This is a genomic window from Leucothrix arctica (assembly GCF_003172895.1).
Lineage (GTDB): Bacteria > Pseudomonadota > Gammaproteobacteria > Thiotrichales > Thiotrichaceae > Leucothrix > Leucothrix arctica.
Genome location: NZ_QGKL01000042.1, coordinates 617624 through 643867, shown reverse-complemented (window position 1 = coordinate 643867; position 26244 = coordinate 617624). Strand labels below are relative to the sequence as shown.

At 42.1% G+C, this 26244-nt stretch carries 21 protein-coding genes; 8 read left to right on the top strand and 13 right to left on the bottom strand.

Features of this window, described 5'->3' with window-relative positions; genetic code table 11:
• The first annotated feature begins 55 nt into the window (after positions 1–55).
• The 4 genes from nusB to DKT75_RS20015 all read left to right on the top strand — a co-directional run bounded on the left by nusB (position 56) and on the right by DKT75_RS20015 (position 3052).
• On the top strand, positions 56–520 hold the full coding sequence (gene nusB, locus DKT75_RS20030) for a transcription antitermination factor NusB (protein WP_109826313.1): 465 nt from the start codon (positions 56–58) through the stop codon (positions 518–520).
• A gap of 78 nt (positions 521–598) precedes the next feature.
• A complete protein-coding gene (gene thiL, locus DKT75_RS20025) occupies positions 599–1582 on the top strand; it encodes a thiamine-phosphate kinase (RefSeq protein WP_109826311.1) in 984 nt (327 codons plus the stop codon).
• A complete protein-coding gene (locus DKT75_RS20020) occupies positions 1582–2076 on the top strand; it encodes a phosphatidylglycerophosphatase A family protein (RefSeq protein WP_109826309.1) in 495 nt (164 codons plus the stop codon). Before thiL ends, DKT75_RS20020 begins: the two co-directional genes overlap by 1 nt.
• Positions 2077–2182: 106 nt before the next feature.
• Positions 2183–3052, top strand: a complete 870-nt coding sequence (locus DKT75_RS20015; RefSeq protein ID WP_109826307.1) for an MYG1 family protein — start codon at positions 2183–2185, stop codon at positions 3050–3052.
• A gap of 64 nt (positions 3053–3116) precedes the next feature.
• On the opposite strand, the gene ppk1 is transcribed toward DKT75_RS20015, so the two are convergent.
• The 9 genes from ppk1 to rep form a co-directional block, all read right to left on the bottom strand.
• A complete protein-coding gene (ppk1, locus tag DKT75_RS20010; RefSeq protein ID WP_109826305.1) occupies positions 3117–5267 on the bottom strand; it encodes a polyphosphate kinase 1 in 2151 nt (716 codons plus the stop codon).
• 283 nt (positions 5268–5550) lie between these two features.
• The gene (locus tag DKT75_RS20005) at positions 5551–5757 is read right to left on the bottom strand and encodes a hypothetical protein (protein ID WP_170310689.1); all 207 of its coding nucleotides are present in this window, start codon (positions 5755–5757) and stop codon (positions 5551–5553) included.
• Positions 5758–5864: 107 nt separating this feature from the next.
• Entirely contained in the window at positions 5865–6134 is a 270-nt protein-coding gene (locus tag DKT75_RS20000) for a hypothetical protein (protein WP_109826301.1), read from the bottom strand.
• 83 nt (positions 6135–6217) lie between these two features.
• Complete coding sequence (locus tag DKT75_RS19995) at positions 6218–7402, bottom strand: lytic murein transglycosylase (protein ID WP_109826299.1); 1185 nt, start codon at positions 7400–7402, stop codon at positions 6218–6220.
• Between the two features lie 213 nt (positions 7403–7615).
• A complete protein-coding gene (locus DKT75_RS19990; protein ID WP_158278929.1) occupies positions 7616–8242 on the bottom strand; it encodes a peptidoglycan recognition protein family protein in 627 nt (208 codons plus the stop codon).
• 131 nt (positions 8243–8373) lie between these two features.
• Positions 8374–8853 (bottom strand): GNAT family N-acetyltransferase, encoded by a 480-nt coding sequence (locus tag DKT75_RS19985; protein ID WP_109826295.1) that lies wholly within the window; start codon positions 8851–8853, stop codon positions 8374–8376.
• A 149-nt stretch (positions 8854–9002) separates the two neighbouring features.
• The gene (locus tag DKT75_RS19980; RefSeq protein ID WP_109826293.1) at positions 9003–10247 is read right to left on the bottom strand and encodes a bifunctional alpha/beta hydrolase/OsmC family protein; all 1245 of its coding nucleotides are present in this window, start codon (positions 10245–10247) and stop codon (positions 9003–9005) included.
• A gap of 99 nt (positions 10248–10346) precedes the next feature.
• Positions 10347–11756, bottom strand: coding sequence for a pyridoxal phosphate-dependent decarboxylase family protein (locus tag DKT75_RS19975; RefSeq protein WP_109826291.1), 1410 nt, complete (start codon positions 11754–11756; stop codon positions 10347–10349).
• Positions 11757–11758: 2 nt separating this feature from the next.
• A complete protein-coding gene (rep, locus tag DKT75_RS19970) occupies positions 11759–13768 on the bottom strand; it encodes a DNA helicase Rep (RefSeq protein WP_109826289.1) in 2010 nt (669 codons plus the stop codon).
• Between the two features lie 167 nt (positions 13769–13935).
• Between rep and DKT75_RS19965 the strand changes: the two genes are divergently transcribed.
• The 3 genes from DKT75_RS19965 to DKT75_RS19955 are packed head-to-tail and all read left to right on the top strand — an operon-like array spanning position 13936 to position 16836.
• A complete protein-coding gene (locus tag DKT75_RS19965) occupies positions 13936–15207 on the top strand; it encodes an aspartate aminotransferase type Ic (protein WP_109826287.1) in 1272 nt (423 codons plus the stop codon).
• Between the two features lie 31 nt (positions 15208–15238).
• Positions 15239–16213 carry a DHH family phosphoesterase gene (locus DKT75_RS19960; protein ID WP_109826285.1) on the top strand — a complete coding sequence of 325 codons (975 nt, stop codon included), beginning with the start codon at positions 15239–15241 and terminating at the stop codon, positions 16211–16213.
• A gap of 11 nt (positions 16214–16224) precedes the next feature.
• Positions 16225–16836, top strand: a complete 612-nt coding sequence (locus tag DKT75_RS19955) for an acyl carrier protein phosphodiesterase (protein ID WP_109826283.1) — start codon at positions 16225–16227, stop codon at positions 16834–16836.
• Positions 16837–16863: 27 nt separating this feature from the next.
• Here the strand turns inward: DKT75_RS19955 and DKT75_RS19950 are convergent, their stop codons facing one another.
• Positions 16864–19188: a sugar-binding protein gene (locus DKT75_RS19950; RefSeq protein WP_211665504.1), complete on the bottom strand. Its 2325-nt coding sequence runs from the start codon at positions 19186–19188 to the stop codon at positions 16864–16866.
• Positions 19189–19287: 99 nt separating this feature from the next.
• Entirely contained in the window at positions 19288–21591 is a 2304-nt protein-coding gene (locus tag DKT75_RS19945; RefSeq protein ID WP_146201413.1) for a CBM9 family sugar-binding protein, read from the bottom strand.
• Positions 21592–23205: 1614 nt separating this feature from the next.
• Here DKT75_RS19945 and DKT75_RS22135 point away from each other — a divergent pair.
• Positions 23206–23598 carry a helix-turn-helix domain-containing protein gene (locus tag DKT75_RS22135; protein ID WP_109826277.1) on the top strand — a complete coding sequence of 131 codons (393 nt, stop codon included), beginning with the start codon at positions 23206–23208 and terminating at the stop codon, positions 23596–23598.
• Between the two features lie 140 nt (positions 23599–23738).
• On the opposite strand, the gene DKT75_RS19935 is transcribed toward DKT75_RS22135, so the two are convergent.
• Positions 23739–24710 carry a S49 family peptidase gene (locus tag DKT75_RS19935; protein ID WP_109826275.1) on the bottom strand — a complete coding sequence of 324 codons (972 nt, stop codon included), beginning with the start codon at positions 24708–24710 and terminating at the stop codon, positions 23739–23741.
• Positions 24711–24726: 16 nt separating this feature from the next.
• Positions 24727–25677, bottom strand: coding sequence for an RluA family pseudouridine synthase (locus DKT75_RS19930; RefSeq protein ID WP_109826273.1), 951 nt, complete (start codon positions 25675–25677; stop codon positions 24727–24729).
• Between the last annotated feature and the right edge of the window lie 567 nt (positions 25678–26244).

Genomic DNA, 26244 nt, shown 5'->3' with positions numbered 1-26244 from the left:
AATGGCGCTAAGTGTTTATAATACTTAGCAATGGTTCCCCTGATTAAGAAATCCAATGACTGATTTAAGTAACGAAAAACTACAGATTACCCAAAAACAACTTGCTCGTAAGCTTGCATTGATTGCTGTATATCAATGGCAGATGACCAAGAATAGTTATCAGGATATCTATCTAGCCCTTCAAGATGACCGTGATCTTTCTAAGGATTTCCGTAAGTGTGACGCTGCCTACTTCCAAGGCCTTGTTCGTTACGTGATTGAAAACCATGAAGAGATCGACGCAACATTCACTCCATTATTGGACCGTGGTATTGACCAGTTAGATCAGATTGAGTTAGCTGCTTTGCGTCTTTCTACAACTGAGTTAACTAACCATATTGAAGTACCTTTCCGTGTCATCATTAACGAGTACGTTAATTTGACTAAGAAATTTGGTGCAGAGCAAGCTCATAAGTTTGTGAATGGCATGCTGGATAAGTTGTCAAAGCAGATTCGTACTTTGGAAGCCGGCAATTCTTGATTGAGCGCTTAACTGCTCAGTTATTGAAGCAGTGAGTAACTCAGTTAATTGCTCAGTACACAGCTAAGAGACGATATAATGGCGGGTGAGTTTGATTTAATTGCCCGTTATTTTGATTGGCCTGCGCAGTCCTCTAGTGTCGCGTTAGGTATTGGTGATGACGCTGCTCTCACTAACTTAAGCCTAAACCACAGTCTTGTGGTATCGGTTGATACACTAGTTTCAGGCGTACATTATCCTGTTGATTCCAATATTGAAGACGTTGCTTACAAAGCACTGGCCGTAAATATTAGTGACATTGCTGCGATGGGCGCAGAATCAAAATGGTTTACCTTAGCGCTGACACTCCCTGAATACGATGAAGCATGGCTGCAATCCTTTTCAAAAGGCTTGAAAGCTGCAGCGGCTGAGTATGGTGTCGATCTTATCGGTGGCGATACCACTCGAGGTCCACAAACGCTAAGTATTCAGATCATGGGTGAAGTAGCGTCAGGAAAAGCGCTTAAGCGTAGTACAGCTAAAGCAGGGGATGTTTTATTCACTACGTCAACACTAGGCGATGGTGCCGCGGGTTTAGCGGTACATTTTAATAGCGATGACTTGCTCGTTCAAAGCCCGGTCAAAACAGACAAAGCACAATCCGAGGCACGTGAATATTGCCTGTCACAGCTAAACCGTCCCACTGCGCGCCTCGTTGAAAGTCGCGTCATTCGCAATTATGCTAATGCATGTATTGATGTGTCTGATGGCTTACTCCAAGATCTATCCCATATTTTAAAAGCATCGCAGTTAGGCGCAGAACTTAATACAGACGAGATCCCATTATCAGATCAGTCAAAGTTGCTGTTTGGTCATGAGAAAGCATTAGCTTATGCATTGAGTGGTGGCGATGACTATGAATTGCTATTCAGCGTACCTCAGGCGCTCTGTGAGAAACTACAGGCAGAAATGACAGCCCATGGCTTGCCTTGTCATCGTATCGGGCAATTAAACGCACAAACAGGCATTATTAAAGACCAGCATGGTCATCCATTAACAGCTAGCGGGTTTCAACACTTCTAATGAATAAAGTAATTCCACAAAAAGAGCTGAATAAGGCGGTCCTCAGTTCACCTATCCACTTTTTAGCATTTGGATTTGGTAGCGGCTTAGCGCCATTCGCTCCGGGTACTTTTGGTACGCTTGCCGCAGTGCCGCTGTATTTGTTATTTCAGTCACTAGATATAGTGAGCTATTGCCTAATGGTCGCAGTGGTTTGTGCAGTCGGTATTTGGTTATGTGGCCGCTCTTCTGAAATGTTAGGTGTGCATGATCACGGAGGCATTGTTTGGGATGAGTTTGCAGGTTACTTCATCACCATGATTGCCGCGCCTGCAGGGTGGATGTGGATCATCATTGGTTTTGTACTGTTCCGTATCTTAGATATCTGGAAGCCGTGGCCGATTAAGTGGGCTGACCAAAAAGTGGAAGGCGGCTTGGGCATTATGTTAGATGACATTATTGCAGGATTTATCGCATTGTTAATCATGCAGATTGCCGCGTACTTCATCGCTTAAACCTGTTTCTTCTAAGTCATTTCAAATATTTGTGTATAGCGAATATGCTGCTTTTATGAGTAATATTACGTTATACCCCCCCCCTAATAAAGCTATAAGACATTCAATGAATATGAAAACAGTAGTCACTCACAACGGTAACTTTCATGCAGACGACGTGTTTAGCGTTGCAGCACTTAAAAGCATATTGCCAGCCTTTGAGCTGGTACGTACCCGTAAGCCAGAACTGATCAGTAAAGCCGATATCGTGATTGATGTAGGTGGGGAATATGATCCAGAAGCAGGCCGTTTTGACCATCACCAACGTGGCGGTGCGGGTGAGCGTGAAAATGGTATTCCATACTCTTCATTTGGACTGATTTGGAAAAAATATGGCTTGGAGTTGTGTGATGGTAACCAAGAAGTCGCTGACTCTGTTGAAGGCAGTTTAGTATCAGAAATTGATGCGATCGACTGTGGCCATGTTGTGGGTGTTGCTCAAGGCATTAGCCTTAGTCAAACTATTTCAATGTTCAATCCAACGTGGCAAGAAGACAGTCATTTTGATGAGTGTTTTGATGAAGCAGTTAGCTTCGCATCGCGTGTGTTAACACGATTTATTGCATCCGCTAATGGTGGTATCAGTGCTAAAGCAATTGTGGCTAAAGCGATTGAAGAGGCGGCTGATCCAAGAGTGATTGTTTTAGAGCAATACACACCGTGGAAAAGAACGGTACATAAGCTATCTGAAGTCGCATTATACGTTGTATACCCGTCATCTACGGGTCAGTGGCGAGTTCAAACTGTCCCAGTAGAGCCAGGCTCTTTTGAAGATAGAAAACCACTGCCTAGCGCATGGGCTGGACTTTCTGATGACGCGCTTAAAGAAGTAACGGGTCTTGATGATGCGATGTTCTGTCATAACGGTTTGTTTATTGCGGGTGCAGAGTCACTTGAAAGTACGATGAAGATGGCTGCTATGGCGCTTGAAGCATAAGCAATTGCTAATGAGCGCAGAGTAAAAACATACTCTGCGCTTTTCTTTACTAAGCAGTAATGCTCTATTTTTTAGAAGAACGTTTAGGCTTCGTTTTCGGGGGATGAGTCATCTCTGATTTAGGCATACTGGGTAGTACACCTGTATCCAAATACTTGTGTATCGCTTCTTGAGAGCGAATACGTGAGCGACTACGTCGAGGAGCAAACTTATTTGACTGCTCAGCATCGATCACTCGCGCCTTAGTATTATCATTCCACTGAAGATCAAGAATGTCCTGAAGCGTTTTCTGGTGATCAGGGTCTAGGATCGGGCATAACGCTTCCACTCGATAATCCAGGTTCCGTGTCATCAAGTCAGCAGAACCAATAAAGTAGCTTGGCTTACCCCCGTTATGAAACACAAAGACTCTTGGGTGCTCAAGGAAACGGTCAACAATGCTAATGGCTTCGATATTCTCAGAAAGGCCGGGTAAGTTAGGTTTGAGAGAAGTCATCCCGCGAACAATCACCTTAATTTTTACACCCGCTTTGCTTGCTTCGTACAACAGCATATTAATGTCGTGATCTACAAGACTATTGCACTTTATTATGATTGCCGCAAACTTGCCCGCTCGGGCATTTGTAATTTCTTGCTCAATTAAAGCAGTGATTTTTGGTCGACTAGTATGGGGTGATACTAGTAAGTGCTTATAGTTTGGTCTTTTGTAGTTATAACGAAGGAAATCAAATACGTTGTACAGGTCTTTCCCTATCTCTTGCTGATATGTTAACAGAGAAAAATCAGTATACAAGCGCGCTGTTTTTTCATTAAAGTTTCCCGTACCCACATGACTATAATAACGTCGTTGGCCATTTTCAGTCCGCTCGATAAGTAATAACTTACTGTGAACTTTTAAGCCTGGCACACCAAACTTCACTTCAACACCAGCATCAGCAAGTTGTTGAGCCCAGCTGATATTTGCCTCTTCGTCAAAGCGCGCCTGTAATTCAACCACTGCTAGCACACGCTTGCCGTTTTGGACTGCGTTACTTAACGCATCACAGACGCGTGAGTTTTTTGCAGCGCGATAAAGACATATTTTGATGCACGTCACTTTAGGATCTAGTGCTGCCGTTTTAAGCAAGTCTGTTACTACATCAAACGAATGATAAGGGTAATAAAGCAGTACATCTTTTTTACGTATTATAGAGAAAATACTGCCTTTTTGATTTTCGATAGCAGAGACTTGTAACGTCGGTAAAGGAGTGAACTCTAGGTATTTTGGCCCAACATTTGGGAAGCTCAATAAGTCTTTAGAGTTGTGGTAGCGACCACCTGCCAACAAGCTGTCGTAACGACCGAGCTTGAAGCGTTTCTTTAAAAGGTCTAATAGTGTGTCTGGCATTTCACTGTCGTAAACAAATCGCACGGCTTCAGCAGTACTTCTAGCCTTCAAGCTAGTCGCCATTTTTTCTATAAAGCTTTCACCTAGACCCGCATCTATTTCTAGCAGCTCTGCATCTCGTGAGAACTTAATAGTATAGGACTTTGTGTCGTCTATCGTGATGACACCTCTGAATACCTCAGGCATACAAAAACGAATGATATTTTCTAGAACGATAAATACTTTACCGCCACGCTTTTTTAGGTTTGGAATCTGTACAAATCGAGGAAGCCGATCAGTAGGAACCTTAACTAAAGCATGATGGTGCTTGTTTTTAGAACTAATCTCTACCGCAAGGTAGATCAATTCGTCAGTCAACCCAGTAAGTTCAATGTTCTCTGTTAGGAAAATGGGCTCTAGCTCTGGTAGTACCGTTTTACGAAAGTAATCTTTTACAAACTGTGCTTGCGTATCAGAAAGCTGCATCTCATTAATAAGATAGATATGACGTCGGCCGAGCTCCTTCAGAACCGCTTTGTAGGTTATATCAAATTTACTCTGAAACCTTGCGACTTCTCGTTGGATTTCTTTTAATAAAGAAGTGTATTTCTCTTTATCTTTTGACTTACTTAAAGAGATCAAGCGACGTACTTCCGCGACTCGAACTCGAAAAAATTCATCAAGGTTATTAGAAAATATACCTAGATAACGAAGGCGTTGGATGACTGGAACCGATGGGTCGTCAGCTTCCTGTAGCACGCGTGCATTGAAAGACAACCAGCTTAATTCTCTGGAGGTGAGAAATTCGGATTTGAGGTCTTCAAGCCTCTTTGTCACAGGTTCATTCATGTTGATTCCTTTCTCATTTTTATTACATCTTTCCTAAAAACTCACTATGACAGTTTATGCAATTGTAGTGAGTTCAAAGGATAATTTTTGTGAGTAAATGTGAGTATAGTTCAGGAATAGGGGGATACCTCTGAACATATTCAAATTTCAAAAGGTAGTGTATAGGTTGTAAAGGTGTGGAATATGAATATGGTGTGACAATTCACGTTTACTATAAGACAGGTATACGACTAAGTAGTTATAAAACAAACACTAAGTATTATTTTATTATATTTGTGAGATTTTAATCATCGAACTCGCCTTTTTCGTAGTGCTTAAGAAACTTCTTAATAAAACCTCTTAACTCACGTGATGCTGAGCTATCTATGTCTTGGCAGGCATCAATGAAGCGTTTTCTCTGTTCGGTATCGAGTCGAATAACCAGTTGTGCTTCTTTATTTGTTTTACGTTTCTTTTTCTTATCACTTACTGTCCTAGTATCGCTATCCATGAACATTATCCTAAGGTTTGAGCTTCAAAGTGAAGAAGTATAAAGCAAAAGGAACTACGCCTCGACCCTACGAAAAAAAGGGTTGAGGCGTCTTTGCATTGCGCAGATTATTTTTTAGTACTTTTCTTAACTGCTTTCTTAGCTGCTTTTTTTGCAGCTTTCTTTTTTGCTGTTTTTTTAACTTGCTTAAGCACTGCTTTAGTTGCTTTTTTAGCTGCTTTTTTCTTCGACCCTTTCTTCACTAGCTTAACGGCTGCTTTTGATGCTTTCTTTACTGCTTTCTTCGCATCAGCTTTCTTTACGCCGACTTCTTTTACTACTTTAGTCGCTAACTTAACGGCTTTTTTCTCTGCTTCTTTCATTGTAATTTTAGACATTTCTTTATTTCCTTAGTAATTTGAAAAGCAAATATAATGTATATACATTGTATTGTAAATAGCTGTACAGTGTGTTTTTTATATTACAGCTTTTGAAAAAACGTTAAATCAGGGTAACCATCCGCAGGTAATCTCATCTGCTGCTGTACCAAGCGCACAGCTCTTCGTGTCTCTTCACCAATGATGCCGTCAATTTTAGTCACCCGTAGACCACGGGCTCGTAATTTACTTTGCAATTGTTTGACTTGAGCGACACTTAACACTTGTATCGGTGCATTCCCATAACGCACTTGTCCCGCACCGGCATAGCGAGAGGCAAGGTAGGCAGCACTGGTTGAGTAAACGGTTGATTTATTCCAGCGCAACATAACGTCAAAGTTTGGGTAGGCTAGAAAAGCAGGGCCATTACGTCCCATGGGTAATAATAAAGCGGCATTGCCAGACGTTCTTAGTGGTCGACCAGAGACGTCAGTAACCCCTTGTTTTGCCCACTGTGCGACAGGTAGCTTTTTACCAAGACGTGCTAATGCCCAATTCATTTGTACTGGGACTTTGACCTCTACTAACCAAGGTTGACGTGATTGCCAACCATATTGTCGTAGCAGGCTTGCAGCTGAGGCTAACGCATCTGCACGTGAATGAATCAAATCACGACGACCATCACCATCATAATCCACTGCGTGTTTGTTATAACTTGAAGGAATAAATTGTAACTGGCCCAATTCCCCGGCCCAAGCACCCATCATCTCAGGAACCTTTATATCGCCCCTTTGAATTAGTCGTAAGGCATGCATTAACTCATTATGAAAAAAGCTGCCACGGCGGCAGTCATAGGCTAAAGTGGCGAGTGCACGAAGTGTTTGTACATTACCGGTGACATTTCCAAAGTCAGACTCTAGCGCCCAGTATGCGGTTAAGACTGGAGCAGGAACCCCAAACTGTCTTTCAATGCGTTGAAACAGTGGACGGTCTTCGCGCATCTTTCTTTGACCGTTAGTTAAGCGGTAACTATTCGCTTTATTGGCCGCGTATTGGAGGAAGGTTTGAGACACCGTATTTTGAGAGCGGTCTAGCTCAATCACACTAGGGTCGTATTGAATATTGTGAAGGGCATTATTGACTAGGTTAGCAGGGATGCCAGATGCGGTGGCTTGATGCTTAAAGCTATTCAACCATTGCTGGAAGTTGCCCGTATTTTGACACTCCGCAAGCGCAGAGCCGCTGAGTAGTGAACCGCTTAGGAGAAGGGCTGAGGTGATATGTCTCATCGTTAGCCTTTTTATTGATGAATATAATGAGTGATGTGTGGATCTTGAGTCTCGGACCACTTTAACAGAGTCAAGGTTCCTGAGTTAGCAGCGTGACCGCTATAACAATCGTTTACATTAGGCAGTTTTTAGCTACTTCACCTGATGAATTCCTACAAATGAATAATTAGTCTATTGCTGTGCAATGCTGAGGATTTTCTAGCAGATTTAAGACTAAAACAATGATGTTTTTTCTTGTAGCTTGTGAAGTATTTCATTTTCACCGACACGATCAAACCAGTGCTGTAACCTTACTCCTGGGCATAACGTTGACGCGTGATGTCGATGAGTACTTATATTGGCTGGATTAATACGGTAGTGAAGCGCCCGATTGGCGACTAGATTTTTTAATGACTCAAGCGCTTGATAACTGGGATTTTCAACTTCAAAGTTACCAATCATAGCAATCAATAAATTGTTATCTGTGCCGTAGTCTGTAGAACTGCCACCAACGAAATCTGCGCTTCTGCCTTGGTAAATCGTACCGTCTGATGCGATCAGATAATGGTAAGCGATATCTCCCCAACCTCTGTCTTGCATATGGTAACGCCTAGCGCTTCTGAGTCGTTCAAGGTCACTCTCACCGATTTTGTTTTGGGTGGCAGTGTGGTGAATGGTAATTTTGTTGATTGATCTAGAGTGGTAGTTGAGCTTGTTATTGTTGGTGACAAGACCGTGCTTATTCCAGTGATAGTTTGAAACTACGCCCAGCGCTGAGTTATTTTGGCAAGCGACTAAGGATGTTGCTATTACTAAAAGTGACAGCCAGAGCGCCGTGTTTTTTGTGGGATTGTTTTTCAAGTATCGGTCCGTGATGTGTCATCAACATATAGTGTGATATGGCTTCAATATAGGAAGCTGAACCTTTATGGGAAATGAATACAGGCTTACTGTTAAATGAATGTAATCTAAATTGGCTGGTTTGTAATGGCTTATTTAAAAGTCAAAATCGAGTTACTTGATTTACACGCCTTAAGCGCTATATCAAAACCATTTTTAATATAGAAGTTGGATAAGTGCGGCGAACAGGTGAGCCAGTATTTAGCGTTACTTTTCACAAGATGCTGAATCACTAGTTTTCCATAGCCTTTACCACGGTTATCTTCCTGCACAGAAAAATAACAAAAGTTTTTATAACCTGTATTTTGTAGCTTCTTTGAAACATCTGAATGCTCTGGTGAGAGGAATTCATTAAAGACAACGGACTCTGATATGAGCGCTCCACCCACACAGATTTCATTTTCTAATATCACTAATATTTCAAAAGAATCAGACGCTGGATGGCATAGAAAAGTAGGGCCATGGAAATCTTCAATAAAGTAGTCGGGAACCCACTCTTTGAGGATTTTCTCTAGTTGGCGAGCATAAGTGCTCTTAACATCAACTGAAATTATTTTTACTAAATTTTTCATCTAAGTATAAGGCTTAATTAGCAGCATAACTTTATGTTCGCTCGGATTCCCTAGGTTTGACTTAAGCAATTCTGCTCTGTTAGAAATCCAATGAAATGATTGAATTTCTAACAGAACTATACGGAATCAAGTTTTAACTAACAACAAACTTATCCCTCGCGAGTCCTAATTACCAAGTCACCCTCAAGCGTACGATGCACTGGACAACGATCTGCAATTTCAATCAGTCGCTTACGCTGTGCATCCGTCAAATCACCCTTCAATTCAACATCACGCGTAATACGCTCAATCTTGCCGCTTTCGCCTTCGCAGTCAGCGCAATCATCTGTATGAATACGCTCATGATTCAACGTCACATTCACATCTTCTAGAGGGATTTTCTTATGATTAGCATACATACGAATCGTCATAGATGTGCAAGAGCCAAGTGCCATTAGCAGTAAATCATAAGGGGTAGGGCCTAAGTTTCTGCCACCCATGCTTTTTGGTTCATCCGACAATATCTGATGATCATCCGAGTACAAGCCACGTAAAAACTTCTTATCTTTTTCGGTAATTAGCACATCACCGTGCTTTAGCGCCTTTACACGCGCCACCGCATTATCAGCGACGACATCTGCGCTAGGTACTTCGTCTAAGTAACGATCTGCCCAGCTAGCAAGCGTCTGTGCGACATATTCTGCATCTTTAGCTGAGCTTAGTAGATGGTCAGCGTCATCTAAAGAGACAAAGCTTTTCGGGTGCTTCGCTGCTTGGAATATCTTACTTGCTTCATTGACCGACACAACTGTATCAATCGGCGAATGAAATACCATAATCGGTAAGTTTAACTTGCTGATGTAACTCACATCATCATGCTTGCGTAGCTCGTCCAGCATCTGTCTGCGCACATTAAACTTTCTAATGCCTAGGTTGATCTCTACGTCAGCATCCTTTTCCATTTCGTCAGTAGGGCACGTAAATAAGTGCTCTACATGGTCAGCAGTGGCAGGTGAGCCAATGGTAACGACTGCTTTTATCTGAGGCATTTTGTGTGCAGAGCCAAGTACCGCTGTGCCACCTAAGCTATGTCCAATAATTAGCTGTGGTGCGCGGTAGTTACGTTCAAGCATTTCATAAGCTGAAACGAGGTCGTCAATATTGGATGAAAAGTGTGTATTTGCAAAGTCACCGTCGCTATTTCCTAAACCCGTAAAGTCGAAGCGCAATACTGCAATTCCGTGCTTAGTCAGTGCGCGTGCAACGCGAGAAGCTGCTGCAATATCTTTACCGCAAGTAAAGCAGTGAGCAAATAGTGCATAGCTGCGAATAGGAGTGTCATCCTTAGGTGTTTCTAATGACCCTGCTAGTTCGATTCCAAGGTTGTTGGTGAACGTGACTTTTTGACGAGGCATGGCAGTACTTCCTAACAATAATGGGTTAATACAAACAGTACGTAATTTTTAAGTGTTTAGATTGTACTTATGCTAATGATTTTGTTCAGTGATGTCTTCTTAGGTTTGATTACCGATATCCACGATTTCATCAAGCAAACTGTCTAAATGTGACGTTTCAATACGGTTGTTGACCAACACTAAACGAATGCCAAGTTGATCTTTAACGGTCGCATAGTCGATATAGAAGCTGCCGTTTTCTTTCATCTTGGTGAGTATGTCTAGGTTGAGCTGGTCGCGGTTAGTTGCATCGATTGTTGCGTCGGGTACAAAACGGAAAAATAGGTTTAGATAGTCTGGCTCGAGTATCATTTCTAATTGCTCGTGTGCGTTAACTTGTTGAACAAAGTACTGAGCAAGTTGCATCGATTTATCGAGTTGATCGCGGTAACCGTGTGTACCTTTATAACGCCAGTCTAGCCATAGTTTGAGTGAGTCTACGTGACGGCCACACTGGAGTGATTTTTTGCCGTAGTTATGGTCTGAGTTTTCATCTTCATGAAATAAGTAGGCCTGGCCACCACCACTACATGCTGACTCTAATATGCCATGCTCACGCACTAAAATAGCTGAGCAAATTAAGGGGAGTGACATAAATTTGTGTGCGTCCCATGTGACAGAGTCGGCACGCTCAACCCCTCTCATAAGATGCTTGTGTGTTTCACTAAACAGCACTGGGCCTCCCCAGGCTGCATCAACGTGTAGCCAAAGGCCAAACTCATCAGCCAGATCTGCTAGTGCTTCTAACGGGTCAAATGAACCCGCTACCGTAGTACCGGAGGTAGCACCAATACAGTAAGGGTGCTTGCCGAGTTTCAGGTCTTCAATGATCGCCAATCGAAGCGCTTCTGGGTCTATGCGGTTTTGTTCGTCAGTGTTTACTTTGCGTAGGTTGTTTGTACCTATACCGAGAGTAAATACGGCTTTTTCATAGGAGTAATGACATTGGTCTGACACATATATGACTGGCTGCTGGCCGCGAAAGCCTTCTTGTTTTATGTCAGGCCAGCGTTTATGTAAGCCACAATAGATGCCCACAAGGTTTGCATTGCTGCCGCCGGTGACCATGATGCCGTCGCCACTCTCAAAGCCTACTAACTCATTAAGCTTAGTAATCAGTGTTTCTTCCATGAGTGTCGCCACGGGAGCTACTTGGTAGGTGTGAGCGGCAGTATTAGTGACCGTCGTTACCCAGTCACCTGCAATCGCTGCGCTGGTACTGCCAGAGAAGAGTTGCTTCATGAAGTGAGGGTGACTAGTACGCGTGCAGTAGCGAAGGTATTGTTTAATATCGTCGATGATGCGGTCGTGCGAGACGCTTTCATCATCTAACGTGAGATTCAAACATTGCTGTAAGTCGTCAGCGCTTAAGTACTCACTAATAGCTACGTCAGCGTTATCATTTTCTGATAAATACTCGATGAGTAGCTCAGCTGTTTGAAGCATGAGTTGTCTATCATTTTTAATCATTGTTAGTCGTCAAGCATGTCTTGTAAGTTGTTAATGAAACTTTTTGCCGTTTCCTTTTGTTTCTCAGGTGATACCGTGGTGCGGTCTTCCCATTCGATGTGTTCTTCTGGTAGCTCATCTAAGAAGCGGCTAGGGTCACAGGTAATCTTTTCACCAAACTTGTTACGTGTTTTTGCAAAGGTAATGGTCAGGTGTCTTTGAGCACGGGTAATACCTACGTAGGCAAGGCGACGCTCTTCTTCTAAACCGCCATCTTCCATCGAGTTAGCGTGAGGCAGTATTTCTTCTTCCGCGCCCACCAGAAACACGTAAGGAAACTCTAGTCCTTTTGATGTGTGTAGGGTCATAAGACTGACTGCATCTTCATCGTCGTCTTCTTGGTTGCGCTCTAAGATATCCATCAAGCTCATGTGTGCCACGATATCGGCCAAGTCTTGGTGCTTACCTTCGCCTTCGTTATGCAAGCGCTTAATCCAGTCGATAACTTCTTGCACGTTTTCCATGCGTCGCTCGGCCATTTTCGGTGAGCTACTGGTGGTGTGCATCCAATCTAAATAATCGATATCACTGATGACTCGCTCGACTACTTTGTGTGGTTCCATCTCTCGTGCGGCAAATGCGACTTCATTTATCCATTGGCTAAACGTCGCTAGGCGCTGACGACCGCGCTCTGTTAGTTGCGTAGCTAAACCCATTTCTGTAGAGGCTGCAAACAAACTAATACCACGATTATTTGCATAGTCGCCTAGCTTTTCCATGGTGGTTGCACCGATCTCACGCTTAGGGGTATTCACTACGCGTAGGAAGGCTGCATCATCCGCCGTGTTGCTGATCAGACGAATATAGGAGAGGGTGTCTTTAACTTCCGCACGGGAGAAAAATGATGTACCGCCACTGATCTTATACGGAATATTATTTTGTCTTAGGTAGCGCTCAAACAAACGACTTTGGTGGTTGCTTCGATAGAGAATCGCGAAGTCTTTATGTTCTGCTTTATCACGAAAGTTGTATTTCATGATCTCGCCAACAACTCGCTCTATCTCGTGCTCAGCGGTACGGCAGGGGATTATGCGTATCTTTTCTCCATGACCTAGCGCACTCCACAGCTTTTTGTCAAACAAGTGAGGGTTGTTGGAGATCATGTAGTTAGCACTGTCTAGAATGCTGGATGTTGAGCGATAGTTTTGCTCTAGCTTGACGAGTTTTAAGTTCGGGTAATCACTACGCAGCTGGTTGATGTTCTCAGGCTTGGCCCCACGCCATGCGTAGATAGATTGGTCATCGTCACCAACCACGGTTAATTCGGCACGGACACCGGCTAGTTGGCGAACGAGTCGGTACTGACAGTTGTTGGTGTCTTGGTACTCATCGACCAACAGGTATTGAAGCTTGTTTTGCCACTGACTTAATATTTCAGGGTTGCTATCAAACAATTGCACAGGCAATACTATCAGATCATCAAAATCTAAGGCGTTATACGCTTTTAATTGTCGTTGGTAGCGTTGGTATACTTTTGCCGCTAACAAGTCGTTCGGTGTCATCGCTTGTTCAAAGGCTTGCATAGGGGAGACGAAGTCATTTTTCCAGCGTGAGATAACCCATCGGAAATCTTCTTCTGGCTCAGCCATTTCTTCGCCGCCACGCATCATCAGTTCTTTGATAATGGTATCGGTGTCTTGTGCGTCTAAAATACTAAATCCGGACTTATAACCGAGGGCTTTGTATTCCTTACGAATAACTTGTAAGCCTAAGTTATGAAATGTCGCAACGGTTAGGCCACGCGCTTCATCTTTGCTCAATAGCTGAGTTGCACGTTCCTTCATCTCGCGTGAGGCTTTGTTAGTAAAGGTAATGGCAGCGATTTGCTTACCTTTTACCCCTGCATTACGGATTAACCATGCGATTTTTTCAGTGATTACGCGTGTTTTTCCAGTCCCTGCGCCCGCTAAAACGAGTAAAGGAGTGCCGATGTGTTCAACAGCTGCTTGTTGTTGTGGATTTAAGCCTGGCATTTAGAAGTTTTCTACCCGAGTAGGAGTGCGATTATAGACATTTTGTATGTCCTCATAATAGCAGAGCTGTTATCTATTCTAAATTCTTATTGTGATGTTTAACTATAGGGATTATCTTGGATGCATTGGCTTTTTGTTTAACTTAATTAAGAGTACTTTACCAACTCATGTCACTAAATAATGCAACCCCAGAAGCACTTAAGCAGCTAGAGCAAACGCTCACCGCAGAATATGAGAGTTTAAAATCTCAAAACCTCAGTCTCGACCTAACTCGTGGTAAGCCTTCCTCAGAGCAATTAGATCTATCTGACTCTCTAGATGGTATTTTAGACGGTGAGTTTATTGATTCAGCGGGTGTTGATACTCGTAACTACGGTGGCTTGCGTGGAATTATCAGTGCAAGACAGCTGGGTGCTGATTTATTAGGAACTGAAGTCGCGCAGACGATGTCGGTAGGTAACAGTAGTCTAAACATTATGTATATGGTCATGTTAAATAACTATCTCTACGGCTGTCGTGGTAAAGACACTGCATGGGGTGAGTTAAAAGCGCCTAAAATGTTATGTCCTGTCCCTGGCTATGATCGTCACTTTTCCATTACTGAAAACTTAGGCATTGAAATGATCAATGTTGATATGGATGAGAATGGTCCTGATATGGATCAAGTTGAAGCATTAATCAAAGCTGATAGCGACATTATTGGTATCTGGTGTGTGCCTAAGTACTCTAATCCTAGTGGCGCAACTTACTCAGATGACGTGGTTGATCGTATCGCAGCACTGGGAAAAATTGCCAACAGTAGTTTCAGAGTCATGTGGGATAACGCATATGCTGTTCACGACTTGATTGAAGATTTTAAACAACTAGCGAATATTTTTGAGCGTTGTAAAGCACACGGTACGGAAGATAGTGTTTGGCAGTTTGCATCGACGTCTAAAGTCACTCATGCCGGTTCTGGTATTAGTTTTTTGAGTAGTACTGAGGACAACCTTAAGAATTTTGAGAAATTGTTGGGTGTTACTACCATTGGTGCAGATAAAGTGAACCAACTTCGTACCGTAAAGCTACTGCCTAATATGGACGCGACGTATGCCCATATGGCTAAGCATCGTGCGATATTAGCGCCTAAGTTTGACTTAGTGTTGACTGAATTAAACAATGAACTAGACAGTCAATACGCAACATGGACAAAGCCTGAGGGTGGTTATTTCGTATCTTTGGATACACAGCCAAACTTAGCGAAGACAGTGATCGCAATGTCTTCAGAGGCTGGTGTGGTGCTAACTGGCGCAGGCGCACCGTTTCCATATGGAAAAGATCCAAAGGACTGCAATATTCGTATAGCACCAAGCTTTCCCCCTACGAACGAGCTTAAAGTTGCACTCAGTGTTCTGATTGTTTGCATAAAACTAGCTACAGTGCGACAAGTAATGTCATAATTCAGCCAAAATAAAATTCAGGATCCGCTAAATGAAGTACATTGATGTTTTTAATGGTGACGCAGATGGTATCTGTGCGTTGCTGCAATTACGTAACGCACACCCAGTAGATAGTGAACTGGTTACAGGTGTTAAACGCGATATTAAACTTCTTTCTCGAGTAGACGCTTCTTCAGAAGATAAGGTGACTGTTTTAGATATTTCTCTGGACAGTAACCGCGATGGCCTACTTAAAGTCTTAGAAACCGGTGCTAGTGTTAGTTATTTTGATCACCACTTTGCGGGTGATGAGTTAATAACTCACGAAAACCTTACAACACATATCAATACTGCTGCTGATTGCTGTACTAGTACATTGGTTAACCAAGCACTTGAAGGTAAGTACCAGCATTGGGCTATTGTTGGCGCATTTGGCGATAACCTGAAAAAGATTGGTGCTACCTTAAGTAAGGTGTCAGGTTTGACTGATGAGCAAGCTGATCAATTAGAAAAGCTTGGCATCTACATGAATTACAACGGTTACGGTGCAACGGTTGATGACTTGCATTTTTCACCTGCTGAGTTGTACTTAGCAATGAAAGATTACGCGAGTCCGTTTGAGTTCTTCAAGCAGGGTAAAGAAACATTTGAGAAACTAGAGCAAGGTTATATTCAGGATATGGCTGCTGCTGAGCAAGCACCGTCAATTCATGAGACAGACATTAGTGCTGTGTTTATGTTGCCAGACGAAGCTTGGGCACGTCGCGTCAGTGGTGTGTTCGGTAATGACTTAGCAAACAAGTTTCCGGACCGAGCCCATGCGGTAATCACAAAACGTAATAATGGAACTTACCTAGTAAGCGTTCGCGCACCGTTAAACAATAAAACGGGTGCAGATGAGATTGTTCGACAGTTTCCAACAGGGGGTGGACGCAAAGCTGCAGCAGGTATTAATGAGCTGCCAGAAGATCAACTACCGTTGTTTATTGAGACGTTAGACACTTTTTATAAAAGCCATAAGAGCTAAGTAATTAATCTATGAACTATCTAGCGCACCTTTACCTTTCTCAAGATGAGTGTTTATCGAAAACCGGCAATATAATGGCGGATTTCCTTAAGCATGTAAATCTTGCGGAGCAACCGCAGGGCATCTTGGATGGAATAAAAAACCACCAAGCAACAGATAAGTTCACCGATAATCACCCTTTGATACTTGGGTTAAAACGTGAGTTTGACCCAAGTTATCGCCGCTTTGTGCCCATTATTATCGATGTGGCGTATGACCATATGTTAGCAAAGTCATGGGATAGGTATCATGATGAAGATCTACGTGTTTTTACTGCGCTTAGTTATACTCAGTTAGCTGCTGCTGAAAGGTACATGCCGACAACGATGAGTCATCGTTTGCGCGAAATATCTAAGCATGATTGGCTAGCAAGTTATGTTGGGGTCGAAGCTGTTGAAAAAACGCTTATAGCGATCAGTAACCGAATGCGTTTTGATAATCACTTAGATCAATCATACGGCGAAGTTTTACAGCTTTATCATCTTATTGAAGAGACTTTTCATGATTTTTTTCCAGAACTTTGCGCTCATATTAGAGCGCAAAATATTGAAAGTCGTGCAAAGGTACTGTGTGAAGTTTTTTAACTGGCTTTTAATCGATAGCCCTTCTGGTTAGTTTTCTAGGATCAACTCTCCGAACAGTTGAGGGTTTTTCCAAGCCTGATCCATAGTTGCATTCCATGAGATCTTCGCATCACGTTGGTGGCTATTGTCATCATCGTTTACTTCAATTTCAAAACCTAAGCGCGCACCAGCTTTAGGTTGTATATTTAAAAATGTCCACGGTATTGTCGCTTCTAGACGGTAGCCTGTTGGTGTTTTAACCATCTTGCTACGAATCTGTTTTGTATCTTTTTTCGGGGAGTTGCCACCAATTCCTATTGTTGGGTCATTCATTCTAAACGTCAGCTGAAAGTCATTGACACCATCATAGGTTTTCTGGCGGCTACCATCTGCATCGATATAAATTTCAATGGAGTCATCAGCCCAAGCTTGTTCGGAATCTTTGATATGCTTATCGTCTTCAATCCCCACCCAAAAGTGCAATCCGGTTTTATCCCAACCTGCACGCCAAATAGCTGACAAGTCATTGCCACTATTAATCGTCCCTTTAATGAGCTTATCAAGTCGGTGAGCTTTAGCGCCGTGTAAGCCCGCTGATTGACGTTTTATGCCTAGAGACATTGGCTTAGGTGTCGTCGGAGCCAGTCCAGTCACTAAGTGTTGTGGAATAAATGCAGGCTTAGGTAGGCGAACTTGTTGGCTCGTTTCACAAGCAGCCCACCAACAGCGCTCGCCACGGTTAAATGCCATTAAAGCTCGGTACTTTGGTGTCTCAGTATTCGCCTGATTGATGTATTCTTTAATCCCCCAGCTGCCATGCCAAGTGAATGGGCGCGGTGCAGAGAAAGCAACGAACAAATGACCACCAACCGCTTTCCAAGCACTCAAAAAACGGTAGTACTCGCGTGCCATACGCGGGTCACGGTTAGCAGCAACCAAAAAGGGTGTCGCGCCTTCCGTTAACTTGTGTGTCGAATGGTCAACCAAATGCTGACCACCTTCATAAGCAATTAAATCGACACCGTAAGCCTTTGTTACTTCAGCTTGATTACGAATGATTTTCATCAAGTTATCAATGGAATAGCGGTTGTCAGCAGCTGACATCATGGTAAAAACATCATTGACGCTTTTAATCAGCGGGAGTTGCTTTTGATCAATATAAAAATAGGGTGCTATGGCCAGTGCATCAACGTATTGATACGCTTTTTTATAAGCGAGAATAGTCTCGGTCATGCTTGGATCAGTGGTAAAACCACCCATGATGCGGACTAAGCGACTGCTGCCATTAAACGCGTTTTCCCATAGTCTAAATATATGGACACTTTGCTTTGAGTAGTATTTAAAACCTGCAATACGACGGTCTTTGTCTAACTTTTGACGAACACCTTGTTGCTTCATGTGTTCAGCTTGCGGGACAAATACAGAGTTCCACGCTTCGTTCGTGTACTCAAGATAGACTTTTAGGTTTGGTTTTAGGTATTGGTTTACGTAACGTGCAAAGCTAGAAATGAATTGATCATCGGCCATGTGTGGCACGTTAAACCATGGGCTAATATTGAGCTGGTTAGCCAGTTCGACCATAATTTCAATCGGTACGCCACGAACACCCTCAGGGCCACCCCATGTCGCGCTTGTCAAACTAGGGCGGTCACGCCAATGTTTAATGTTGTTACGAGTAATGCCTGACATGTTCATGAAGCGAACGACTTTGAAGTCCTTCATGAAATCTAGGTAGTCAGGATTGAACATGACTTGTCGGTGATGATCAGCGAAAGACAAAAATGGTTGGCCAGGACATTGCTCAGCAGTATCAACGCGCTTGAAAGGGTTATTGATGCAAATGCCACCCGCCATCAATACTCGAATATTACGAATATAATTTTTAGGGTTACTTTTATCAATGAATAGTGTGGCTGTAATTGTCTTATCAGCCAGTGGTTCAAAACGAATAAGATCTTTACCTGGTAAGCGCTTTATTAACTTTGCGCTTCCACCATAACGCATTTCGCCTTCACCTTCGTAACGCACCGTGTAAACTCCTTTCGGTAACGCTTCAGCAGGAATGTGGCTTAGAAAGCGTGTACCCGCTTGCCCACCATTAAGGTTGCTTGGCCATCCGTCTTTATCGTAATCAATCTTACCTTTAGTCAACCAAGGGCGAGCGGCTTCAAATGGTAGTGAGAAGCGGAAAAGGTCAACAAAGGGAAGGCTTGAGTCAACTTCCATCGCCTCGTTGGTATTCATACCTAGAGGTGATGCTTGATTAACAAAAACGGGTGCTTGCCGTGCTTGCTCAGAGAGAGCTGGCGCCGAACAAAGAGTAAAACATAAAAGAATAAATAGTTTTCTAAAGCTTTTATTGTGAGTGATCACTTTCATACACCTTGGTGTTATTTTGCTTATACGGGTGCCAATATGACTGAACGGTACCTATTAAGTTCCGCCCAGCCAAATGAAATAATCATGATACATTTAATTACTTAAAACAAGCTCTCCGAACATTCTTGGATTTTTCCAAGCCTGATCTGTTTTAGCATTCCAAGCCAATTTTGCATCACGTTGATCACCACTGTCATCATCGTTAACCTGGATATCAAAGCCTACGCGGTGACCATGCTTAGGTTTAACGTTAAGCGTTGTCCACGGGATAGTTGTTTCAAGTTGATAGCCATTAGCCACTTTGATCATCTTATGTTGAATAGCATATATCTTGTGAGGAGGCGTACGACCACCTACAGTCAACTTCTGATCATCCATGCGATACGTTAGCTGAAAGTCATTCCAGCCATCGTAGCGACTCTTACGGCTGCCATCAGCATCAATGTAGATTTCGATAGAGTCATCTGCCCAAGGTTTAGCGGAGTCTTTTACTAAACGGTCATCAACAATATTAACCTTCACATAAAGGTTCTTATCATCCCAGCTTGAACGCCATGAGCCTGCTAAGTCACGACCACCGTGAATCGTACCGTTGATTACGCGGCGCATGTTGTTCTGTGCTGCTAACTGAATGCCATTTCTCGCATGACCCTGTTTACGGATCTTTACAGATAATGGCTTTTCAAAGTCAGGAGAATCTCCACTATAGATTTTTTGAGCGACATTGATTGGCTTTGGTAAGCGCTTAATACTTGTTGAGTTGCACGCAGCCCACCAGCATTTATGACCTTTTGCAAAACCGATTAACGCACGATACTTAGGCGCTTTGTGCATCGGTTGGTTAATATACTCTTTGATTCCCCAGCTACCGTGCCATGTGTATGGACGTGGTGCAGAGAATGCAACGAATAACTTACCACCGGCTTTTTTCCAGCCTTGTAATAGACGGGTATAAAGCGTTGCCATGTGCGGGTGACGATTGGCTTGTATAAGGTATGGAGTCGCACCTTCAGTAACTGAGTGTGTTTTACTTTGTACAAAATGTTGACCACCTTCGTAAGCGATCAAATCTACACCGTAACTTTTAGCGATTTCAGCTTGTTGGCCTACATTTTTTAGTGTGTTAGCAATTGAATAGCGGTTGTCTTTAGCTTCAAGCTGTTGGAAAACTTGTCCTACGCTACGAATGCTCTTCATGCGCTCTTGGCTTACATAGAAGTAAGGTGCAACTGCTAGTGCATCAACATTTTTGTATGCATCACGGTAACCTAAGATGGTATGAGATAGATTCATATCACTCGTTAGACCACCCATTACGCGCACTAAGCGTTCTTTGCCACCAAACATTTGCTCCCACATCTTAAAGATACGGGTGCTTTGTAGTGAGTAGTATTTAGCACCTGCAACGCGTCGGTCTGTATCCAACTTGTAGCGAGTACCTGTTTGCTTCATGTGTTCTGCTTGAGGAACAAATACATCGTTCCAAGTTTCGTTACTGTACTCAACATATGCCTTTAAGTGAGGCTTCAAGTTACTACGCACATATAATGCATAGCGTTTGATGAAGTCATTATTAGCGTTATGAGGAATGCTGAACCAAGGATCAATATTTAACTTGTTTGAAAGCTTCACCATGATTTCAAGTGGTACACCACGACGACCTTCTTTACCGCCCCAGGTGGATTGATTAAGGTTAGGGCGCTTAGTCCACTGTGATAGGTTATTTCGAGTAATACCTGCCATATTCATGAAACGTAAGACTTTAAAGTCTTTCATGAAGTTTAAGTAGTCAGGGTTGAACGTGATGTGATTGTAATTATCAGCAAATGATTGATAGTTACCACGGCACTGACGAGCTGTAGAAACACTACGTAATGGATTGTCCGCGCAGATACCACCAGGAAGCAAAATACGAATATTACGTACATAATTTCTTGGGTTTGATGAGTCGATAGTCAATGTGGCAGTGATCTTCTTATCACTCATTGGCGTCATTGTGATTAGGTCAACACCTTGTCCACGACTAACAACTTTGACACTACCACCATAACGAATGCGGCCTTGGCCATCGTATTTTACGGTATAAACACCTTTTGGTAGTGCTTGTGGGTCGATCTGGTTTAAGAAGCGAGTGCCAGCTTGACCACCGTTTAACAGCTTAGGCCAGCCATTTTGATCATACTGTACGTGTCCTTTAGTAAACCATGGGCGTGCTTCATCAAACGGCATTGATAATTTAAATAGATTTACGAAAGGTAGGCTGGTGTTATTTTCCAATGCTTCATTGGTATTTATTCCGAGCGGCGAGCCAAAATTTACTAATGGTGCTGCTGCGGCTGTATTCATGGAAAGTGCAAATAAGCAAGTCCATGCTGATTTCCTTATTAATTTTTTCACTTTTTATCATCCCTTAATGTCTAGTTCTAGATCGTCATATTTCCCCCATGACATCTAGACTCAGTCGGCTGAGTTCTGGGCTCAGTCCTTCCTTATTGTTATTACTTAAAATTTTAGATGAAATTGACTAAATGTAGGATGAATGGAGTTGACTAATATTGCTTGCTTTAGGGGTAGAAGTATTAACCATTATTAATAAGCCCTTGCGGGTCAAAAGTAGGTGTGATTCGTTTCACAAGTAGCGAGTTACGCTAAAAATCAATGGTTAATTATGTGTTTTAATTAAAAATTTTAATTAACAATTTGTCTAAATTTTATTAAATTACGTTTTAATGAATTATTTGGACAAACTTTTGGTGGTTAAATCTGGGGCTTTGTAGCTTAAAGATGAAGTTTATGGCTTTAAATATATAAAAAATAAGCCATTATGTAGATAATAGAGGGGTTATATTTCTTTTTGGGAGTATTTTTCACCTATTATACATGGTGAAAAAGTGCTGAAATCCACACACAAGAGCACTATTGCTCTATTTTTTGTCTTTATTTTAAGTTTTTTCGTGATTTAGTATCTTTTTTGATTGATTATTCAGCTATTTTACTTTAACTCAAAGCTAGTTAGTTTTGCAGTTTGATGTGTTTTTACCGTGAATCCGAAATATAGGGTTAGGGCGGTGCTCTATATTTTTCTGAACCCCTGTGGCTGAAGTGAACTCTAAAATGCTTCCGTGTGATCGCTGCTTGGGTTGGGCCATTTGTTTTAGCTAGTTTCTTATTAGTAGATGCCTCTAACGCATTAATAAGTAAGTTCTTTCATTTGCCAGTGAAATAAACACAGTAGTCATTGAGTTATCAATTTTCATTCGCTGTTACGAGTTCTTCTGTATTACTTGTTTTGATTAGTCTGGACTTATAAATACTTACTTATCAATATCATACGATTTAATTGTCTGACTAATAAGGTTATCTTAAGTGTATTGATTTTCTGGTAACTAGCGTGTCTCATTATAGAAAGTGATTTCTCATTAATAACAGCTAAGTGTCTGACTTAAATCAATATAGAGTACGTTCTTTATTGTTGTTTCAATACGATTGTTACGCCTTTATGGTCAGTATTTAAGGCATACACCTAGCTATATTAAACTACGCATAATGCGGATGCTTTATGTAACTTCGGCCGCAAGGATAATGGTTAGACCTGCGGCCGATTTTGCATAGGGCTAATTATGCGATGTCTAACAACCATTGGGGTTGTAAGGGGTGAAACCCCATACGTTTAACGCTGCGCAGCATTCTCCCTAAGCTGTTTTTCCAGTCTGTCTACCAGTTCCATATAAGTGCTCGTTATTTTACTGCTACCACCTTGATAACTAATACTACGGTGTTTGGTGCAGCGCTGGGCAGAATGCCGCGCGCACCAACTGTAAAAGCAAGTCCTAGACGTTCCTGTAACACGTCTTAATAGATTACTTAAATTAGACCATAACTAGTACTCTGTTAGTACATAGTCATAATTTACTGTACCGTTATACTACCTGTTTTATTCCTTTTGTCCTTTGTTGGTACTTTGTTAGTGCAGTGTACTTTATAGTGCTGTTTTTGACTCAGGACTTAGATATGAGAAATTTGTTTGCTCCGGTGATGACAGTGGCACAGTTTGCAGAGTGCGTTGGTGTTTCCGAAGGTGTTGTGACTGGCTGGGTCAAGCGTGAGTACATACCTACAGTAAAGATCGGTAGGCACAGACTAGTCAATATTATTCTGCTTTCTGCAACTCTAAATGACGACGCTGATATTCTTGATCTTCCAAATATCATTGAGCGTGAAGAAGTTGCTACTAAGGCTACGGAGTATCAACAAAAGTCTAATGTTGAACATCAACATTGGGAAGAAATCAAAGAATCGTTTGATATGCGTCCGCGTAATGAGCGCCGCGCACTGTTGAAGAAGCACGGGTCTAAAGATGCAGCATGCCAGTGGCTTGTTAATCAATTAAACAGCGCACAATAAATAACTTCGCATAATTAATATTATGTTAAATATTTTATTTCGAGGTATCTTCCCAAACTCTCATTCATTCCATACAAACAAAAATGGCACCGTAAATCTACGCTGCCATTTTCTTGCTACTTCATATTTCTACACAGCAATTAATTCAATTTAAAATCTTGCGCGGAATTTAACGCTGAACGCACGCTAGTACCAAGGCGTTTAGATAGACGTTCAAAAATATCACTTTGCTGTGTGAACTCTACAAGACGTTCTGCTTTAAGCTCTTCACGTGCAACACTTCGAGTTGAACCAATTGCATCAACTAAGCCAAGTGCTTGTGCTTGATCACCACTCCAGAATAATCCGCTAAACAGATCAGGATTTTTAGTAACATCAATTCTATCGCCACGGCCAGCCTTAACCGCATCTATGAAATGTTTGTGTGTGTTACCCAGCAAACTTTCCAAATGAGCAATGTCTTGTGGTCGTTGTGGTTTAAATGGATCTAATAGCGCTTTATTTTTACCTGCTGTGATTTGACGGCTTTCAACACCAATTTTTTTCATTACATCGACAAAACCAAAGCTATCCATACGCACACCGATCGAACCAACGATACTCGACTTGTCTGCGAATATTTTCTGAGCTGCTGCAATTATGTAATAACCACCTGACGCACATACATCTTCAGCGACGGCGTAAACTTTCTTTTCAGGATATGCGTCACGTAATCGCATAATTTCTTCATAAACCAAGTTGGATTGTACTGGGCTTCCACCAGGGCTATTACAACGTAAAACAACGCCTTTAGCACTTTCGTCTTTAAACGCTTTTTGCAAAGCCGGAATCAGATTGTTTGCACTAGCAGATTCACCATCCATAATGACGCCGCTGATAGTCACCATCGCTGCATAATCCTCGCCATCAACCATCGCTGATAGTTTCGGATCAGACAGTTTAGCCATGTTCGTCATTGCACCAGCAATACTTAGTATAAAAAGCAGCGCAAATATCAACATTATAACTTTGAAAAATATGTTCCAGCGTCGAGTTCGTCGTTGTTCAACAATTCCCGCTAATGCGACTTCTTTAAGTGCACCTAGTGCTTGATTGTTCTCATCTATAAGCATTTAGTATTACCTTGGATTATTTTAACTTGGTCAATGCTAACGCGAGATCATCAGCAAGTGGTATTTCAATATTGTAAGATTTGCCAGAGTGTTCAAGCTTAAAATCAATCTTATAAGCGTGTAAAAACAATCGTTTCAAGCTGGTAGCACGAGCAAATTCTCGATTTTTTGTGAAGTCTCCATACTTGCTGTCCCCAGTAATTGGATAGTCTAAGGCGGCCAACTGAGTGCGGATTTGATGCATACGACCAGTCAATAAACGAACGCTTAAAAGGCTGTTGTTTTCGAAACTTTGGAGTGGCTCAAAGATACTTTCTGCAAGTTTACCGTCGCCCTCCTCATTCACTCTCATATTTTGCTGGCCGTCAGTATCTCGAGATAAACGATTTTGGATATGTTGTTTACCACCACGCCATTTTCCAAATGTCAGTGTTTGGTAATGCTTACTGATTTGGCTAGATTGAAAAGCTGCGTGTAGCGCCAATAATGTCGTTCTATTTTTAGCTAATAATAAAAGACCACTGGTTTCTTTATCTATGCGGTGAACTAGTTCTATAAACTCAAGTTCCGGGCGAAGTTGTCGAAAGGCTTCGATAACACCATGATCATTGTCAGTTCCCCCGTGTACTGCTACACCAGAAGGCTTGTTCAGTATTACAAGATCATCATCTTCAAGGTGTATTGAATTTTGAATAATTTTGAGCAACCGATCACTTGCTGGGCGTGGTTCGGTACTCTCAGGAACATCTTTAATGGGCGCAACACGAATTTCCTCCCCTAAGACTAGTTTCCGAGTCGGCTTGATGCGTTTTTTATCGATACGAATCTCCCCTTTTCTCAGTAACTTATAGATTGCAGACTTAGGAAGAAACTTGTATTCCTTCATTAAAAAGTTATCAATTCGCTGGCCTTCATTTGAAGCAGTCACGGTGATAAAACGCACTTTATTGGTAGTTATTTCAGACATGGGCGAATCATAACATTGAACGTCGTGAAAATACCTTAGGAACAATGCAGTATATAGAGGATATTTGTATTGCTGGCATGTGACAAAATTGTTATATTCCCTCTGGTATTCATAGAATACAACAACTTGGGGACGTTGTTAGTTGTAAAGCGCGTGACAAATTGGAGCTTACGACTAAAATCCCATCTACAAAGATTACAAAACGGCATTCGTTTTTAAACGGAGCCTTCACTGTCATTTGGACAATTAGTCAAACAAATGACATATATCAGGAAAGAGACCGCACACACTAGCCGTCTCAGTTAATAGTTCCTTATGCCAACATCGGTAGCAGTAAGCTGTTTTGATCGATGAAAAATATTCAAAGACTGTGCAATCAAATTGATCCGCGCTGTCTTTATACACACTACAATTACGTAGAGGGATAATATAAAAAACCCTCACAATTTCAAACTATTGTAATGTCCGCCCTACTTTCTATACATGGGCGAGGATCTGTATTGCTCATGCGAGTATAGCGATACGGACTATGGCTAAGTGAACTGTTATCTTATTAACAGGAAACTC

Bases quoted from the DNA above. Each gene is read 5' to 3' on its own strand.
- nusB (WP_109826313.1), top strand. From the start codon at position 56: ATGACTGATTTAAGTAACGAAAAACTACAGATTACCCAAAAACAACTT.
- thiL (WP_109826311.1), top strand. From the start codon at position 599: ATGGCGGGTGAGTTTGATTTAATTGCCCGTTATTTTGATTGGCCTGCG.
- DKT75_RS20020 (WP_109826309.1), top strand. From the start codon at position 1,582: ATGAATAAAGTAATTCCACAAAAAGAGCTGAATAAGGCGGTCCTCAGT.
- DKT75_RS20015 (WP_109826307.1), top strand. From the start codon at position 2,183: ATGAATATGAAAACAGTAGTCACTCACAACGGTAACTTTCATGCAGAC.
- ppk1 (WP_109826305.1), bottom strand. From the start codon at position 5,267: ATGAATGAACCTGTGACAAAGAGGCTTGAAGACCTCAAATCCGAATTT.
- DKT75_RS20005 (WP_170310689.1), bottom strand. From the start codon at position 5,757: ATGGATAGCGATACTAGGACAGTAAGTGATAAGAAAAAGAAACGTAAA.
- DKT75_RS20000 (WP_109826301.1), bottom strand. From the start codon at position 6,134: ATGTCTAAAATTACAATGAAAGAAGCAGAGAAAAAAGCCGTTAAGTTA.
- DKT75_RS19995 (WP_109826299.1), bottom strand. From the start codon at position 7,402: ATGAGACATATCACCTCAGCCCTTCTCCTAAGCGGTTCACTACTCAGC.
- DKT75_RS19985 (WP_109826295.1), bottom strand. From the start codon at position 8,853: ATGAAAAATTTAGTAAAAATAATTTCAGTTGATGTTAAGAGCACTTAT.
- DKT75_RS19980 (WP_109826293.1), bottom strand. From the start codon at position 10,247: ATGCCTCGTCAAAAAGTCACGTTCACCAACAACCTTGGAATCGAACTA.
- DKT75_RS19975 (WP_109826291.1), bottom strand. From the start codon at position 11,756: ATGATTAAAAATGATAGACAACTCATGCTTCAAACAGCTGAGCTACTC.
- rep (WP_109826289.1), bottom strand. From the start codon at position 13,768: ATGCCAGGCTTAAATCCACAACAACAAGCAGCTGTTGAACACATCGGC.
- DKT75_RS19965 (WP_109826287.1), top strand. From the start codon at position 13,936: ATGTCACTAAATAATGCAACCCCAGAAGCACTTAAGCAGCTAGAGCAA.
- DKT75_RS19960 (WP_109826285.1), top strand. From the start codon at position 15,239: ATGAAGTACATTGATGTTTTTAATGGTGACGCAGATGGTATCTGTGCG.
- DKT75_RS19955 (WP_109826283.1), top strand. From the start codon at position 16,225: ATGAACTATCTAGCGCACCTTTACCTTTCTCAAGATGAGTGTTTATCG.
- DKT75_RS22135 (WP_109826277.1), top strand. From the start codon at position 23,206: ATGAGAAATTTGTTTGCTCCGGTGATGACAGTGGCACAGTTTGCAGAG.
- DKT75_RS19935 (WP_109826275.1), bottom strand. From the start codon at position 24,710: ATGCTTATAGATGAGAACAATCAAGCACTAGGTGCACTTAAAGAAGTC.
- DKT75_RS19930 (WP_109826273.1), bottom strand. From the start codon at position 25,677: ATGTCTGAAATAACTACCAATAAAGTGCGTTTTATCACCGTGACTGCT.